At 56.1% G+C, this 16,976-nt stretch carries 10 protein-coding genes; 7 read left to right on the top strand and 3 right to left on the bottom strand.

What is annotated here, in order from left to right:
- Positions 1 to 2 precede the first annotated feature (2 nt).
- The 4 genes from KK078_RS00565 (at position 3) to KK078_RS00550 (ending at position 11,809) form a co-directional block, all read left to right on the top strand.
- A complete protein-coding gene (locus KK078_RS00565; protein ID WP_254088277.1) occupies positions 3 to 3,158 on the top strand; it encodes an nSTAND1 domain-containing NTPase in 3,156 nt (1,051 codons plus the stop codon).
- A gap of 5 nt (positions 3,159 to 3,163) precedes the next feature.
- Positions 3,164 to 4,198 (top strand): porin family protein, encoded by a 1,035-nt coding sequence (locus tag KK078_RS00560; protein ID WP_254088276.1) that lies wholly within the window; start codon positions 3,164 to 3,166, stop codon positions 4,196 to 4,198.
- Positions 4,195 to 5,496, top strand: a complete 1,302-nt coding sequence (locus KK078_RS00555) for a hypothetical protein (protein WP_254088275.1) — start codon at positions 4,195 to 4,197, stop codon at positions 5,494 to 5,496. Before KK078_RS00560 ends, KK078_RS00555 begins: the two co-directional genes overlap by 4 nt.
- Before the next feature lie 85 nt (positions 5,497 to 5,581).
- The gene (locus KK078_RS00550; RefSeq protein ID WP_254088274.1) at positions 5,582 to 11,809 is read left to right on the top strand and encodes a T9SS type A sorting domain-containing protein; all 6,228 of its coding nucleotides are present in this window, start codon (positions 5,582 to 5,584) and stop codon (positions 11,807 to 11,809) included.
- Here KK078_RS00550 and KK078_RS00545 read toward each other — a convergent pair.
- Positions 11,806 to 12,255 carry a type I restriction enzyme HsdR N-terminal domain-containing protein gene (locus KK078_RS00545; protein ID WP_254088273.1) on the bottom strand — a complete coding sequence of 150 codons (450 nt, stop codon included), beginning with the start codon at positions 12,253 to 12,255 and terminating at the stop codon, positions 11,806 to 11,808. The genes KK078_RS00550 and KK078_RS00545 overlap by 4 nt on opposite strands.
- Positions 12,256 to 12,308: 53 nt before the next feature.
- Here KK078_RS00545 and KK078_RS00540 point away from each other — a divergent pair, with 53 nt between their 5' ends.
- The 3 genes from KK078_RS00540 to KK078_RS00530 all read left to right on the top strand — a co-directional run bounded on the left by KK078_RS00540 (position 12,309) and on the right by KK078_RS00530 (position 14,192).
- Positions 12,309 to 13,079, top strand: a complete 771-nt coding sequence (locus tag KK078_RS00540; protein WP_254088272.1) for an AMP nucleosidase — start codon at positions 12,309 to 12,311, stop codon at positions 13,077 to 13,079.
- Positions 13,080 to 13,170: 91 nt separating this feature from the next.
- Positions 13,171 to 13,626 (top strand): helix-turn-helix domain-containing protein, encoded by a 456-nt coding sequence (locus tag KK078_RS00535; RefSeq protein WP_254088271.1) that lies wholly within the window; start codon positions 13,171 to 13,173, stop codon positions 13,624 to 13,626.
- A 56-nt stretch (positions 13,627 to 13,682) separates the two neighbouring features.
- Complete coding sequence (locus KK078_RS00530; protein WP_254088270.1) at positions 13,683 to 14,192, top strand: PIN domain-containing protein; 510 nt, start codon at positions 13,683 to 13,685, stop codon at positions 14,190 to 14,192.
- A 4-nt stretch (positions 14,193 to 14,196) separates the two neighbouring features.
- Here the strand turns inward: KK078_RS00530 and KK078_RS00525 are convergent, their stop codons facing one another.
- Positions 14,197 to 15,510 carry an MFS transporter gene (locus KK078_RS00525; RefSeq protein ID WP_254088269.1) on the bottom strand — a complete coding sequence of 438 codons (1,314 nt, stop codon included), beginning with the start codon at positions 15,508 to 15,510 and terminating at the stop codon, positions 14,197 to 14,199.
- A gap of 125 nt (positions 15,511 to 15,635) precedes the next feature.
- Positions 15,636 to 16,967 (bottom strand): YeiH family protein, encoded by a 1,332-nt coding sequence (locus KK078_RS00520; RefSeq protein ID WP_254088268.1) that lies wholly within the window; start codon positions 16,965 to 16,967, stop codon positions 15,636 to 15,638.
- Between the last annotated feature and the right edge of the window lie 9 nt (positions 16,968 to 16,976).

The following is a 16,976-nucleotide window of genomic DNA, read 5'->3' as shown; positions in this document are numbered from 1 at the left end:
TCATGCACGCTGTAGCAGAAGACAGTTTAACGGCCAACCCCTTCCCCGGGCTGCGGCCGTTTAAGATCGAAGAGAGCCACCTCTTCTTTGGCCGCGAGGGCCAGAGCGACGAGGTGCTGCTCAAGCTTTCGAAGAACCGCTTCGTCGGCGTGATCGGTCCCAGCGGTAGCGGTAAGTCGTCGTTTATATACTGCGGCGTCATGCCCATCCTCTACGGCGGCTTCCTGACCGATGCCAGCCCCAACTGGGAAGTGGTCGTTACCCGTCCGGGGGCAGGCCCCATCGATAACCTGGCCGAGGCGTTGTTAAAGAACAACCGCGAGTATCTCAAAGCCGACGCCGAAGAGAAACGCATCAAGCGCACCATCTTCTCGACGTTGCTGCGCAGCAGCTCCCTGGGGCTGGTGGAAGCGATCGAACAAACGCGCAAGGACGCTGACGTGAACTACCTCATCCTCGTCGACCAGTTCGAGGAGCTGTTCCGCTTTAAAGAAGGCCTCGATGCCAACTCGGTGAACGAAACGCTGGCGTTTGTCAACCTGTTGATGGAAGCGGTGAACTATCCCGATGCGCCGGTATACGTGGCCATCACCATGCGTTCCGACTTTATCGGCGACTGCGCGCAATTTCCCGAGCTTACGCGTAAGATCAACGACAGTCACTACCTCATTCCCCAACTTACCCGCGACCAGAAACGCAAGGCCATCGAAGGCCCAGTAGCCGTGGGAGGTGCCCTGATCGCGCCGCGCCTGGTGCAGCAGTTGCTGAATGACCTCGGCGACAACCCCGATCAGCTGCCAATCCTGCAACACGCGCTGATGCGTACGTGGACCTACTGGTCAAAGTACCGCGACTTTGACGAAGAGCCGGTAGACCTGAAACACTACGAGGCCATCGGCACGATGTCCGAGGCCCTCTCCCAACACGCCAACGAAGCCTACGACGAGCTTTCCGAAGACGAGAAGCGCATCTGTGAAATGATGTTCAAGGCCATCACGGAAAAACGGGGTGAGAACTTTGGCATCCGTCGGCCTACCAAGTTGCACGAGATCGCGGCGATCTCGGATGTGACCGAAGAAGATGTTATTGCGGTGATCGATCGCTTTCGCGAACCGGGGCGTTCGTTGCTGACGCCGGCCGCGGGCTCGCCGATCTCGTCGAAGTCCATGGTCGATATCTCGCATGAGAGCTTGATGCGGATCTGGGTGCGCCTGAAGAACTGGGTAGACGACGAAGCCGAAGCCGTGCAAATGTATACCCGCCTGGCCGAGGCCGCTGCGATGCACCAGGTAGGCAAGGCCGGCTTGTGGCGCCCGCCGGATCTCCAGCTGGCGCTGAACTGGCAGGCCAAACACAAGCCCACCCTGGTGTGGGGACAGCGTTATAACCCGGCCTTCGAGCGTACCATGATCTTCCTGGAGTATTCGCGGAAGGAGTGGGAAACCGAGCAGCGCATCAAAGAGCTGGAGCAAAAGCGCAAGCTCAAACGCGCCCGGGTCATCGCCCTGATCATGGCTACGGCCGTGGTGATCTGTTTGTTGTTCCTGATGTATGCGTTCGTGCAGAAGGCACGTGCCGACGAGCAGTTCCAACTGGCGCAAGTACAGCGCCTCAAGGCAGAGAATAACGCCAAAGAGGCCGAGCGTCAGAAAGGCGTAGCCGAAGAAAAACAACGCGAAGCCGAACGGGCCACGGCTGCCGCCCTTTCCGCCAAGGAAGCCGAAGCCAGGCAACGCGAGCTCGCCCAGCAGGCCGAACGCGCCGCGGTGGAAAACGCCGAGCTTGCCAAACGCAATGCGGCCGAGGCCCGCAAGAATGCCGAAGAGGCACGCCTCAACGCCCTGCGCGCGCAGACCAACGAGAAGTTTGCCAAGGAGCAGGAGCTCATCGCCATTCAGAACGCCAAGGAAGCCATGCGGCAGCGTTACATCGCCCAGGCCAAAGCCATGGCGGTGAAGTCGAAGGAATTGAACGACATCGAGCAACAGGCGCTGATCGCCCAGCAAGCCTATAAGTTCAACTCGGAGCACGAAGGGTATATCTACGACAACGATATCTACAACGGCCTCTATGCCGCGCTGAAGAAGCAGGATCACCCGCTGACCAAAAGCCTGGAAGCGCACGAACGGGGTGCGGCCCGTGCCCTTATGTCGGCTCCGACAGGCAACCATTTGTTCTCGGCGGGCAGCGACGGCAAGATCATCCGCTGGACCGAACAAGGCAACCAGTGGAAGTCAGAGGTGCTGGTGAAACAAAACAACTACCAGTATTATACCCTCGACATCAGCCGCGACGGCCGTTGGCTTGTGGCGGCCGGTCTGAATACCCTCAGCGAGTCGCGCAACTTTGTCGAGCTCTATGACCTCGATAACATCGGTAGCGCTCCCAAGCGCATCGACGGTTATACCTATGCCATCGAGAACCTGCGCTTTACACCCGACGGTAAAGGCTTCTATGCCCGTGATAATTCCGGCAAGAGCATCCGCTACAGCGACCTGAGCACCAGCCGCGAGGTCATCGCCGCGCCGGTGAAGATCAACGCCATCGACCTGAGCGCCGACGGTTCGCAACTGGCGGGCGCCGGCGACAACGGCAGCATGTTCCTGTGGGATACGCGTAACAACTATGCCCCGGTGGAAATAAAAGCGCTGGGTGCACACCTGTCGTCAGTAGCCTTCGGGCCGGAAGGCCGCCGCATTGTGCTGGGTGACAACACCGGTATCGTGAAGATCTTCGACTATCAGGCCAATATGGTGATCCGCGTACTGTCGGGGCACACGTCGGAAATCGCCGAGATCCGCTTCAACCACGCGGGCAACTTCCTGGCTACTGCCAGCAAGGATAAGACGGTGCGCCTCTGGAACCTGAACCACCTCAAGGAGCAGCCCATTGTGCTGAGCGACCATAGCGATTGGGTCTGGAGCGTAGCCTTTACGCCCGACGACGAGCAACTGCTCGCCAGCATCCATAGCTCTGTGGAGACGGTGAAGGGCGTCGAGCACACCATACACGCATGGCCGACCAAAATACCGGTCATGGCCGACATCCTCTGCGGACGCGTACGGCGTAACATCAGCAAAGATGAGTGGGAGATCTTCGTGGGGGACGACCTTCCCTACGAGTCTACCTGTGCCGCGCTGCCACCCAACAATGACTAATGCCGATGAAAAGATCTATACCTCTCGTTCTCCTGATGCTGTTCATGTCGCTGGAAGGATATTCTCAGCTGGTTTCCTGCTCGCAGACCTTGCGGCTGGCGCGCTCGACGTATGAGCAGGGCCGCCTGCATGAAATCCCGGCGCTGCTTGCCAAATGTCTTGCCGGAGGCTTCTCCCAGCAAGAGAAAGTGGAAGCCTACAAGCTGCTTTGCCTGTCGTATATATACCTGGAAGAGCCACAAAAGGCAGACGAAGCCATGCTCAGCCTGCTGCGCACCGACCATTACTTCAAGATCAATCCGGGTACTGATCCGGCGGAGTTCATTGCGCTCTACAACACCTTTCGCACGCATCCCATTTACCGTATCGGTGGCAAGCTGGGCGTCAACGCCAGCGCTCCAAACGTCGTCACGGCGGTGGAAGCCAACGATGGCGAAAGCAAATACAACCGTCAGATCGGCTTTCTGGTGCACGTGTCGGGTGAGATCCCGCTGACCGACAAGCTGATACTGAACCCCGAGCTTGGCCTGGCACAGCGCAACTTCGAGTATACCAACCACGTGAGCTTTACCGACACGACGTTTACGACTACCGCCGAGGAAAAACAGACCTGGATCACACTGCCTGTAACGTTGCGCTATCAAATAGCGCGCAAATCGTTTATGCCCTACGTGGGCCTGGGCGTAGAAGCGGCATACCTGGTGAACGCTTCGCTGAACGGCAACCGCACCCGCCAGGGCTTCCAGTTCATTGAAGACAAATCGTTTGACCTGAAGCCGCAACGGGAGCAATTCAACATCAGCGCCGTGGCCACGGCGGGCGCACACTTTCCGCTGGGCAGCGGCTTTGTCGTGACCGAGCTACGGTTTGTGTACGGCATCACGAAAGTGAATTCCGACAAGACCGCCTTCGCCGTCGACAGCAGCCTGCCTTTTGAATATGGCTACGCCGACAGCGTCTATAAATTAAACTCTTTGTCGATCACGGCAGGGTATGTATACAACATCTTCAACCCCAAAAAACTGAACAAACGAAAATGAGGGTACGCATTATACTCTGCGGGCTTGGGCTTTATTTCTGGGGTTGCAACAACATCGAGGACGCTTCGCCTTCCGACCGCAGCACCTTTATGCATTTTTATGAGGCCCCGCACAACCTGTACGGGGTGCAGGCCGAACCGCTTGCCGACGGGTATATCATCGTGGGGAACGAGCTGCTGGCCAATGGTAACCAAAACGGCTACATCATCCGCACCGACAGCCGGGGCCAACGGGTTGCCGACGATGTGGTCCTGGAAGGCGGCTCGATCAGTGATGTGAAGGTGACGGCCGACGGTTACTACGTAATCGGCGATAGTATAAAGTCCAACCTGGAGTCGGGCGACGTGTCGGTGTTCGACCTCGTGGTATACTCCGCTCGCCTGTTCAAGCTGGACTTAAACGGAAACATCGTGAAAAAGCTCGTCATTGCCGACCGCGAGAACGCTACCAACATGACCGATATACACGGTGGTGCCCTGACGTTAAACGAACAGGGCCAGGTCGTGGTATTGGGTACCTTGCGCAAGGCGGGTGCTGCGACGACCGAAAACCCGTATCTGACGGTGCTGGAACCACAGGGGCTGAATACCGTGTGGACACGCACGTACGACGTACTGGAACGCGATTATGTCAATACCCGCGCGGTACACGTTGCCCCGTCGGGCACGATCATCTGGGCTACGGCATTGCTGCGTGAAAATCAGAACTTCTCACGCTCGTTCCTCGGCATTCCCTATATCCAGGAGAATTCCACATTTGAGAACTTTGCCCAGTTCGGCGAACAGACAGAACAACAACTCTACGCACACGATATACAGCCTGCCGCTTCGGCGACGTCCGGCTTTGGTGTGATCGGCACGTATGCCACGCCGACGGGCGCCAACGCGAATATGTTCTTTCTGCGGGTCACGCAAACCGGTGGCATTATACCGGGCAGCGAGCGTTACTTCGACGGCATCCTGTCGGCAGAAAATGCGACGGTGGGTGAAGGCGATTCGCAAAGCGAGGATACGGGCGATGCGCTGACGGCCACGCGCGACGGCGGTTTTGTACTGGCCGGCTCGATGCTCACCACCCCGGCACGCGGCAAGGGTGGAAAAGATATATTCCTGGTAAAGGTGGACGCTTTTGGCAATGTGTTGTGGAATAAAATCCTGGGCGGTACGGGCAACGAAACTGTCAGCAGCATCCGCGAAACCGCCGATGGCGGTTTACTTCTGTGTGGCGCCAACGAGGTATCCGGTTTGTCTTCGATCTTTATTATCAAGACCGACGCAAACGGTGAACTGACACAATAACCCGTTTTGCCGGTGGCTGCGGCCTGCCGGCAAGACGATCATTCCGACGCTATAGTTTAGTACAAATATTTTATTGTTTTCACGCATGTATCATTCTACTCTGAGAAGGTGTTTTACGGTTCTGCTCGCACTGACGGGTCTGTCTGCTTTTGCGCAGCCCGCCAATTACCCCACGGGCTTAGTAGCTACAACACTTAGCGCCACCTCCATCAGGATCGACTGGGTGGGGTCGGCGGGTAGCCCTGCGCCCACGAACTATGTCATCTATGTCAAGAGCTCTACGGGCACCATTACGCCCCCGACAGACGGTACGTTGTTGCCGAACGACGCGAGCTACGGCGACGGAGCGGGCTTTGAGCACGTAGCTGCGGCGGCCAGTACATTCACCTTTAACGGTTTGCCCACAGACGAAACCTTTACGTTCGTGATCTACCCGTACATAACAGGCGGCACACCCGATCCCGACTATAAGACCGACGGTACCGCGCCTTCTGTTACCGGCTCGACCAAAGCGCCCGTCATGGTATCTACCACGCCGGCCAGCAACATCACGGTGAACAGCGCCGACCTGGGCGGCGAAGTCGGCTCCGCGCCCAACAACATTACCGAACGTGGCACGGTATGGAAAAACGGCTCCGGTGTAACCCTCGGCGACAACAAGCTGGCCGAGGGCGGCACGGGCACGGGCACCTTCACGGACAACCGCGGCAGCCTGCCATCCGGGGTAAGAATCTATTACCGGGCGTATGCCACAAACGCTGTTGGCACTACGCTGTCGCCCGAAGCATCATTCTTTACGTATTCTACCGCGCCGGTCTCACAGCCCAGCATCACTGCAGAAGCCCAAAGCACGACCGAGATCAGACTGACATTCCCGGCGGCCAGCACGATCTCAAGCGCAGTGGGGTATATCATTCTCCGTACGACAGGCTCCGCCCCCACGGCGGCCAGCATCCAGGACGGTATTGCTCCCGGCTCGCTGAACCTGAATGGCGCCACGCTCGTGACGACCATTACCAACACCAGCACAACGACCTACACCAATACGGGGCTCACCCCCAACACGCGTTATTACTATGCGGCTGTACCGTTTAACTGGAACGGCACGGACCCCGAGACCTATAACTATCGCGGCGGCGCATTCAATACCGACGACGATGTGACGCTGTCGAGCGCCTCCACGGTGGTGTTTACCAACGGCTCCACCGCTTCAACGCCCATCGCTTACCGGACTTACCAAAACGGCAACCTGAACAACGACGGCAGCAACAGCATTCAGCTGGCCACCTTCCAGCTCCGCGATGGTGGTGCATCGAACAATGATGCCGACACGAAGCCCACGCTGCTCAAGAGCATTACCTTCAGTATCACCAATGCTGCGAACCTGCGCCGGGTAGCGTTGTACAACGGTACGACGGAAATCACCGGCACCGAGCAGGATGCGGCGAACACGGTAACCTTCACGGCCAACAGTGCTATTCAGGCAAACGACAACGGCAACACCAGCTTCTCGATCCGTGCTACCTTTAAAACGTCTGTCACCGACAATCAAACGATCCACTTCACCGTCACCGGTGTCACGACCGATCCGGGCACGCCGGGCTCCAACTTTGCGGCGGCCAACGGGGGCGGCGCTGCTTCGTCGCCGTCTACCGACAACAAGATCAATGTGGTAGCTTCGAAGTTCCTGTATACATCGATACCGGGTACGCCCCTGAGCACCGGTACCGACTTCGACCTCATCGTACATGCCGTCGATGGCGGCCCGTACAATAACCGGGACCTGGACTATAACAAACAGGTAACGCTCGAAGTGAGCGGTGGCACCGGCACGCTACAGCCTGGCGGCACCAACATGACCCCCCATCTGCTGAATGGTGAGTACGAATGGTCGAACGTCTCGTTCGCTGTTGCCGGCACCTACGCCCTTCGGGTGACCGATGATAATTACAATCCCGATCCCGACCTGAACGAAGTTTCCGGCAACGTAACGATCACCAGCGCGGGGGTCAACATCACTCCACCCCCATCAACCCTAAACCTGTGCTTTGGCGGTATCGCTCAACCGCTTGGTAATATCGTGATCGCGGAGACTGATGTGACCGACTTCTCCAACTCCGGTACGGTGTCGCTGGCTTTGCCCCCGGGCTTTGTCTTTGATCAGACTGTTACCACCCAACCCACTATTTCTCCGGCTGGGAATGCCGATATCTCGAGTCCCTCGAACCTGAGCTATCCCGCCACAAACGTGGTGGAGTTCAGCTATACCGTCAGCGGAATGGACAAGCTTTCGACCATCACCATCACGGGATTAAAAGTTCGGTATACAGGGACTACAGCAAGCTCGGGTAACATTACCCGTCTGGGTGGTACAGCCAATATTGCGGGCGACCAGGTGAGTGATGCCAAATCTCACGGGGCTGTTTCCGCTGCTTCGGGCACCGCCCCTTCGCCTTTCACGTTTACAGTGGCTGCGCTCGCCGGTGAGGTGCCGGTAGCGCCTACGCAGAAGCGTTTTAGCAAAAGCGCCAACGCCGTACGCCTGATCGGCCAACCCGCCGGCGGCGTTTTCAGCGGCCCCGGGGTGACCTTTACCAGCGGCGAGTATCGCTTCAATCCCTCCACCCTCTCTGCCGATACGTATACCATCACCTATACGTACAAAGACGGTACGGCCCAGCAATGCGAATTCGTGCATACCGAAGATTTCGAGGTATACGTCACGAACATCACCAACCTCGAGCTGGAGTACTGTAACAATGCAGCACAATCTCCGGCACTGAGCGTAAGCCCGTCTTATATCACGAGCAAGTATGGTGCGGGGTATTCATTCCAGAAATTCGTGTATTTCGATCCCTCGGTAGGCCAAACGGATATCACGGTACCGGCTACCAATATCTTCGACCCCAAGCAAGCGGTATACCAGCCGATCTACGCGCAGACGGCGACCATCTACGGGACCTATGGCATCTGGATCGGCTTTGTGGTCTCCAACGGTGTGTCGACTTTTCCGGAGTGGCAGCTGGTGCCCATCAAGCAGGCACCGGCAGTGAACTTTTTTATTCCCAAGACCCAGTTCTGCTCGAACGAGGCTCCGGTGATCCTGACGGGCGATCCTGCTAACTCGGATACACCCACCGACGACTTCTTCACTGCGACCGGTACTGCCGTGACTTCCGTGACATCGTCTGGTACACCGCGTGTGTGGTCGTTCAACCCAGCATCGGTTACCGGCGTTACCACTGCTACGCCGGTGACATTCAACCTGACCTATACATACCGCGACCCGAATACGGGTTGCCAGAACACTTCTGCGCCTCAGTCCATCAAAGTAAGCGCTCGTCCACCGATCGTACCGACGGCAAGCATAACGCCCGGAACCTCAATCGAAGTTTGTCAGGGCGGGACCATAGGTTCGTTCGCGGCCACCGAGATCACGGGTACTTCCTATTTTTGGTACTCCAACAACCCACCTACTACCCTCGTTGGCGCCGGTAATACATTTGTGCCACCCGTCAGCAATCTCATTGTCGGCACGGCCAATTTTTATGTTACACAAAGCATCAACGGTTGTGAAAGCACACAGGCTCCCCGGTCGCTGTCGGTGCAGGTAAAGGCCAGCCCCGCGGCACCGGCCGCGGATTTCAACCGCGAGTATTGCCAGTTCCAGAACATACCCAGCAGTGAGCTGCAGGTGACCGGTACGGCCGTGAAGTGGTACGATGCCAACAACGTCCTGATACATACCGGCGGCAGCCCGTCTGCGGCAAACCTCGAGATCGACAATACCGTTCCCGGGCCCTATGGATTCTTTGTGACCCAGACGGTGGCGGGCTGCGAAGGTGCTCGCACAAAAGTAGGCGTTACCGTAAAACCGTTGCCGAACCTGGACATCCTTCCGACCACGGGCGATCCGTTGAAGATCTGTGTAACCGGTGGCGCGCAAACCTATCAGGCCACGGACAATGGCGCCGCCGCCTCGAACGGCACCTGGTCGGGTACCGGCATTACGTCGGCCCTGGTACCGAACGCCGCGGCCGGCACCGTGCAGCTCAATGCCGCGGTGTTGTCACCGGGTGATTATACGCTTCACCTGGTGTATCAGAATCCGGTAACCTCATGCTCCAACACCAAGGACCTCGCGCTGCGGGTACTTCCCACAATCGACCCCGACTATTCTATTGGTACGGCCTGTAACGGCTTCCCTGTAAGTATCACCAATAACTCGACGATCGTCCCGGCTAACGCCACGGCTACCATCGCCTCCACCAGCTGGATCTTCGGCGACGGGGCTTCGCTGGTAGCGGGCAGTGGCGCGATCCCGGCCGGTACGAACAACGGCAAAACGACCGGTACATACTTCAGCCCGGACCATATCTTTAACGGGATGGGTAACTTCCTGGCCCAATTTACCATGGTCACTTCCGATGGCTGTGTTATCACACCGCCGCAGATCCCGATCACGATCAACCCGATTCCCGACGGTTTCTTTGGCTGGCGTAACGTATGCGTAGACCCTTCCGGCGGCTCGGATACAGAATTTCTCGCCGGTACCAGCAACATCACAGAGGCCAACATCCAGTCATACGACTGGACCTTCGCCAAACACAACCTGCTCGCGATCGGCAGTGCAGGCACAGGCAAAGCGCCCCATGTAAACTATACATCTGTGGGTGCTGACACGGTGCGTTTGATCATTACTACGACAGCGTCGTGTAAGGATACGATCCAAAAGCCGGTGTACATGGTACCTTCCTTCGGCCTGGTGACGGAAGAGACCGCCTATACACAAGACTTTAACGGCACGGCTGACGGCTGGATCGCCGGCGGTGTACGCTCGTCGTGGGCGCATGGCCACCCGGCGGGCACGACGGTGAACGTCGATGCTTCGGCTAACGGCCAGGGCGATGCCTGGGACACCAACCTGACCGGCACCAGCAACGCCGGCGAGCAATCGTGGGTCATGAGCCGTTGCTTCGACTTCTCGCAGGCGGAGAAGCCGATCTTCTCCTTCGATATCTGGTCCGATACGCCTGCCGGTAACGACGGTGCCGTACTGCAGTACAACACGAGCGGCCGGATCGAGGACGAATCGGAGTGGCAGGTGGTGGGGCAGATCGGCCAGGGTGTGAACTGGTATGACGAGAGCGGGATTTCGAGCCGCCCCGGTAACCAGGCTGCCAACGACCTGGGCTGGACGGGCGCCTACGGCGCGTGGAAGACCGCTACCTTCAAGCTCGACAACCTCATCGGCCAGCCGAATGTCGTCTTCCGCATTGCCTTTGCCAGCAATGCGCCGCGTCGCGAAGGATTTGCTTTTGACAACGTGTTCGTCGGCGAGCGTACCCGTACCGTGCTGGTCGAGAACTTTACGAATTCGTCGGCTGCCGGCAACGGCACCGCGCACAATGCCTTGTTCAACAACTTCTCACAGGGCTCTCAGGAGATTGCCAAGATCCAGTTCCATACGGCGTTCCCCGGCAGCGATCCGTTGAACACGCTCAACGCCGAGATCAACAACGCCCGCACGGCATTCTATGGCATTACCACCTCGCCTACTTTCAGTCTCGACGGTAACGTGGTTAACACACTGCCTGCATTGGAAGCCCTGTACAACGAACGCATCCTGACCCCCTCTCCCATCCGCCTGGATGTAACGATGACGAAAGACGGCGAAGTGGTGAAGATCAAAACCACGATTACCAACGCCACCACACAAGTGATCCCCATGACCGGGGTGAACGTATTCACCACTGTCGTCGAAAAAACCATTACGGATCCTGCTTACCTGGGCAGCAGCGGCAACGCCGAGTTCCAGTATGTGGCAAAAGAGATGCTGCCGACCGCGGCGGGCGTACGCATCACCGAGGACCTCGCGCCAATGCAAACCATCACCCTCGACGATGTGGTCTGGAGCAAACGCGACCTGCTGACCAGCGGCGAGGGTTCCGTGGTGGTATTCGTGCAAAGCATCGAAGGCGGTAATAAAGAAGTTTTTCAGGCAAAAGTGATCGACGCTACGGTAGAGCCGGACTTTGTAACGGGCATCGAGCCGGCCTTCGGCGAACAGGTGCGTGTATACCCCAACCCCGCCCGCAGCGAAGTAAACATCGACCTGCCGATGAAGGCAGCGCAGGATCTGCCGGTGAGCCTGGTGGACGGATTTGGTCGCACGGTATACCAGCAGGTGTTCACACGCGGCGACAAACGAAAGACCATTTCCACTGCAAACTTCCCCGACGGCGTTTACATTCTACAGCTCCGTTCGGCAGAAGGCGGCGTGATGCACCGCAAGCTGGTGATCACACACTAATGCGGTATATAGGCTGGCAGGGATGGCAAGCGCTCCGTCTTGTTTTCCTGCCAGTCTACTTGAAAATAATAGTGGCTCAGGCCATTCGTTACCACCAGGTAGGGAGCCCGTAGCGTGGCGTTGTATGTCGAGGCCTGGTGAATGGTATTTTGATTGATCGCCTGGGTCGGCGCCTTACACTCGATCACCATCCAGGGTGCACCCTGCCGGTCGAATACAACAATGTCCGAGCGCTTCGACAACTGGTTATACGACAACCCACCCTCCACACGGATCAATGCCCGCGGATATGCCAGGTCCCGCAACAGGTGGTGCACAAAATGCTGCCGCACCCACTCTTCGGGGGTCAATACCAGGTACTTCTTTCGCAGCACATCGAAGATCCAGTAGCGATCGTCGGCTTTCCTGACCTGGTATTCAAATGGCGGAAGGTTGAGGTCATACATACCCGGGCGAAGATAGGCAGTTTTCGCACATAAACTTTTGGTACATTAGGGGCATGAAGACGAAACAGGACATCGTGGAGAACTGGCTGCCCCGTTACACCGGGCAGGCACTCAATGAGTTTGGGGAATATATACTGTTGACCAATTTTGACAACTATGTGCGCATGTTCGCTGAGTGGCATAACGTGCCCATCATCGGCCAGGACCGCGCCATGCGCAGCGCCACGGCCGAAGGCATCACGATCATCAACTTTGGGATGGGCAGCCCCAACGCCGCCACGATCATCGACTGCCTCAGCGCCATCAAACCCAAGGCTGCGCTCTTCCTGGGCAAGTGCGGCGGTCTCAAAGCCAAGAACCACATCGGCGATCTGATCCTGCCCATCGCGGCCATTCGCGGCGAAGGTACCTCCAACGATTACTTCCCTGCCGAAGTACCCGCCTTGCCGTCGTTCGCGCTGCAGAAGGCGATCTCGACGACCATCCGCGATCACAAACAAGACTACTGGACCGGCACCGTCTATACCACCAACCGCCGCGTGTGGGAGTGGGACGAAGAGTTTAAAGAATATCTGCGCAAGATCCGCGCGCAGGCCATCGATATGGAAACGGCCACCATCTTCTCTACTGCCTTCTACAATAAGATCTCCGCCGGTGCCCTGCTGCTGGTATCCGACCAGCCCATGGTGCCCGAGGGGGTCAAGACCGAAGTCAGCGACCTGAGCGTTACGAAAAACTTTGTGGAGCTTCATCTCCGCATCGGCATAGACTCGCTCCGCCAGTTGATCAACAATGGAATGACTGTGAGGCACTTACGGTATTAACCGCCGTATTATCAAAGGGGTTATAAAGTAATTTGAGGGAGAAACTTTGTTTCGTTTATTTCGTTTATTACTTTAGGGTAACGAAGGCGATATGGAGACGGTAATTCAGCGGACGACACGGAAAGATCAGGAAATTGCAACCAAGTCAATTTCTGCCTTGAACTCTACAGCAGCTTTCTTGAAAAAGAAGCCCAACGTTGTAAAGATCAAGATTCAGGAAAGTGACGAGTTTGTGACCGTTCCGGGCAAGGCGCTTGAATTGTTGTTTGACATTCTTTCCAATATGGCCGAAGGAAAATCCATCACACTCATTCCGTCAGAAGCAGAGGTCAGTACGCAGCAAGCGGCTGACATGCTGAATGTATCAAGGCCTCACGTTGTAAAATTATTAGAGCAAGGTTTGATCCCCTATAAAAAAGTAGGCAGCCACAGAAGGATCTTATTAGAAGATCTGGTCGCCTATGAGGCCAAACAAAAGGATCAGCGCACTGCAAGCCTCAAACAGCTGGCTCAGCAGGCTCAAGATTTGAGTTTAGGCTACGAATGATCCACTCCCCCCGTTTCACTGTTATCCTCGATGCTTGTGTTCTCTATCCCGCGCCTGTGAGAGACTTGCTGTTACACCTCGCGGCAGTCGAGCTGTATAAACCCAAGTGGACGGATACGATTCAGCACGAATGGATCCGGAATCTACTCCAAAATCGCCCCGACATTACCGTGGGACAATTGCAAAAGACGGTAGACAGTATGAACACGGCGTTTCCCGATGCCAATGTCGAACGATACGAAGCGCTCGTTTCCTCCTTTACCTTGCCCGATCCCGACGATCGGCATATCCTGGCGGCAGCCATTCGCTGCCAGGCAGAGCTTATCGTTACCTCTAATACGAAGGATTTTCCGAATAGCTACCTGCGGGAATTTGATATAGAGGCGCAACACCCCGATGTGTTTATTTCGAATGTGATTGACCTGAATCCTACCGAATCTATTCGGGCATTCAAGCAACAAGTGTCATATCTAAGAAACCCTTCCAAGACCTACCTGCAGGTACTCGCCACGTTGGAAAAATGTGGGTTGCCACTGACCAGTAAAAGGCTCCTGGCCCTGCTATAGCACACTAGGCTTTCCGAATCGCTTTCGTCCTGACCGTAAACAACACTGCTCCGCCAACAATAAAATACAACGCCAGTGCCAGCGCGCTATATCGCATGCTGCCGGTCAGGTGATCGATAAATCCATAAGAGAAAGTACCAAACACAATGGCGAGATTATATGTCACATCGTAGAAGCTGAAGTATGACGCGTGATCGATCGTGTTGTCGGGGATCAGCTTGGAATAGGTTGCGCGCGACAGCGATTGAATGCCGCCCATCACCATGCCCACGACAAATGCCAGGATATAAAACTCATACTCTGTCGTGATAAAGTACGCGCTGACGCAGATGCCGATCCAGATCATGATCATGACCGTCAGCGAAAAGCGGTTGCCTTTGGCTTGCGACAGGCGTGCAAAAAGCCATGCTCCCAGAATCCCGACCAATTGTATGATCACGACGGTAGCGATGAGGCTGGTGGTGCCTAAATGCAGTACATCGGTGCCGAACAACGTAGCCAGGTACATCACGGTTTGCACACCGCCGTTGTAAAAGAAAAATGCGAACAGATAGCGTTTCAGGTCGGGCTGCTGACGCAGGCTGCGCCACACCTTGCGGATCTCCTCGTAGCCCTTCGTCCAGATGCTGCTGCCTTCCAGCTTGCGCTCCGCGACATTCTCCGGCAGCAAGGCAAACGGTATCATCGAAAAACCTATCCACCATACGCCTACCAGCAAAAACGAAAAGCGTGTAGCCTCACCTTCTGTAAAGCCAAAGGTATCTGCGCCCAGAATGAGCACGGTACAAATGACCATCAGCAGCACGCTGCCGAAATACCCCATGGAGTAACCGTTCGCGCTGGTCGCGTCATAACGGTCGCGGGTTACGATCTCGGGCAGGAAGGCGTCGTAAAACACCAGGCTGCCAGAGTACCCTATGCTTGCCAGGATGGAACATACAATGCCCCATTCCAACCACGATACGTTTTCAAAGAGGTATAGTCCCATGCACGATAAACTTCCGAGCCAGACAAAGATCTTCATAAAAGTCTTTTTCCTGCCTGTATAGTCGGCCACGCCGGAGAGCAACGGCAGGATGGCCGCTACGACCAGGAAGGAGAACGACAGGGCGTACGAATACAACACCGAGTTCTGCAACGTAAAACCCAGAAAGTTCACCTGGTCCGTGCCACTCGATACTGCTACTTCCTTGTAGTAGATCGGAAAAATGGCCGTGATAATGATCAGCGAATACACCGAGTTTGCCCAGTCAAACATGTACCAAGCCCGTACGGTGCGGGGGTTATTCAGCGTGGCGGTGGCGGTTATGCCATTCATGAGCAATCAAAGTTTAGCGGGAAATGACGATAGACAAATGCCGTATTGCCCCGGGGGCAACCCCGCGAATATACAGTTTTATTGCCATTTCCAACGTATGCAACTCCCCCGGAAAGTCACTTGGATCAGGCATTTCCGAAGAGGATAAAGGCAATGATCAATGTCACGATAATATTAAACAGCTGTGCGATCAGAAATGCATAAAGCGGCTTGCGACTCTCGGCGTTGAAGAGGTCAGAGAACTTGGTTTCGAGTCCAATGCTGGTAAACGCCAGGGCAAACCACAACAGTTGGATGCTCTTCAGGTTTTTTGTTATCGGCTTCAGGGCATCCTTCGAGATCACATGCGGTATTTCAAACTCCAAGTGTAGTTTGCTGAACCCGATGATCGATCCGCCCGAGGACAGGAACGTAAATAACAACGATGCTGCGATGAAGCCCAGTACAAACTTCGGAAAGCGTTCCCAGATCACGGCCAAGGTGGGCTGTCTGGCGGCATCCTGGGTCTTTCCTTCGTTGGTATAGGTCCAGTAGAGACTGATAGCAAATGCTGCCAGTCCCAGCAGCACGTTTTGCGAGAACTTGACGATGGTACTAATCTTGAGCGCCGTTTCTCCCACCAGCGTGCCCGACGCCACTACTGCTCCCGTTGTATCGATGCTGCCCCCGAGCCAGGCGCCTGTAACCGCTTCGGGAAAATGGAAGTAGCGGGCGATGTACGGCATAAAGATCATCATAGGAATGGCGGTGATCAGCACGAGGGAAATGATATACGAAAGTTTCTTTGTGTCGCCTTTGATGGCACCGGCAGTGGCAATCGCCGCAGATACGCCGCAGATCGATACGGCGCTTGACAACATCATGGTCAGCTCTCCGTCGAGCTTAAACTTCCTGCACACCCAGAAGGCAAAGTACCATACGGATACCACCACCACCAGGGCCTGGATAAGTCCCAGGGAACCGGCGGTGAGAATGTCGGTAAAGATCACCGATGTACCCAGCAGCACGAGGCCGATCTTTACAAACATCTCGGCGGTCAATGCCGCGCGGAACCAGTCGGGCAACTTGATGGTATTGCTCACCAGCAAGCCGATGGAAAGACTGAAGATCACCGCCTCGAGGCCCAGCCCCTTGATGCCGCTGTTGCCGGCAATGATCAATGCCACTATCGTCAGCACGGCGATCAGCGGAAACGCCTTCACAAATGCCGTCACCGATTTTCCCGTCAACCACGCGCCAAACAGGCCCAGGACAAATACAAACAGGAACTGCACGAGGATCGCGCCGAGGTTGGCCTTTGCCAATACGTCGGCCAGGCCCTCGGCATCTTTCCAACTATAGGCCGGTACAGGCACGAGGTAAAAAAAACTGATGGCAATGATCAGGAAGCCGAGGACCACGACGGCCCAATCTTCGTGTAGCGGGGTTCTTTCTTTGGCGATTGTTGTGTTGCTCATACCCAGGTG

The sequence above is a fragment of the Dawidia soli genome, from assembly GCF_018598185.1.
GTDB classification, from domain to species: domain Bacteria; phylum Bacteroidota; class Bacteroidia; order Cytophagales; family Cyclobacteriaceae; genus Ohtaekwangia; species Ohtaekwangia soli.
Note: the sequence above shows the minus strand (reverse complement) of the source record. Positions and strands in the feature narration are given on the sequence as shown.

Coding starts and splice junctions, on each gene's coding strand:
- KK078_RS00565 (WP_254088277.1), top strand. CDS start 3: ATGCACGCTGTAGCAGAAGACAGTTTAACGGCCAACCCCTTCCCCGGG.
- KK078_RS00560 (WP_254088276.1), top strand. CDS start 3,164: ATGAAAAGATCTATACCTCTCGTTCTCCTGATGCTGTTCATGTCGCTG.
- KK078_RS00555 (WP_254088275.1), top strand. CDS start 4,195: ATGAGGGTACGCATTATACTCTGCGGGCTTGGGCTTTATTTCTGGGGT.
- KK078_RS00550 (WP_254088274.1), top strand. CDS start 5,582: ATGTATCATTCTACTCTGAGAAGGTGTTTTACGGTTCTGCTCGCACTG.
- KK078_RS00545 (WP_254088273.1), bottom strand. CDS start 12,255: ATGTATGACCTCAACCTTCCGCCATTTGAATACCAGGTCAGGAAAGCC.
- KK078_RS00540 (WP_254088272.1), top strand. CDS start 12,309: ATGAAGACGAAACAGGACATCGTGGAGAACTGGCTGCCCCGTTACACC.
- KK078_RS00535 (WP_254088271.1), top strand. CDS start 13,171: ATGGAGACGGTAATTCAGCGGACGACACGGAAAGATCAGGAAATTGCA.
- KK078_RS00525 (WP_254088269.1), bottom strand. CDS start 15,510: ATGAATGGCATAACCGCCACCGCCACGCTGAATAACCCCCGCACCGTA.
- KK078_RS00520 (WP_254088268.1), bottom strand. CDS start 16,967: ATGAGCAACACAACAATCGCCAAAGAAAGAACCCCGCTACACGAAGAT.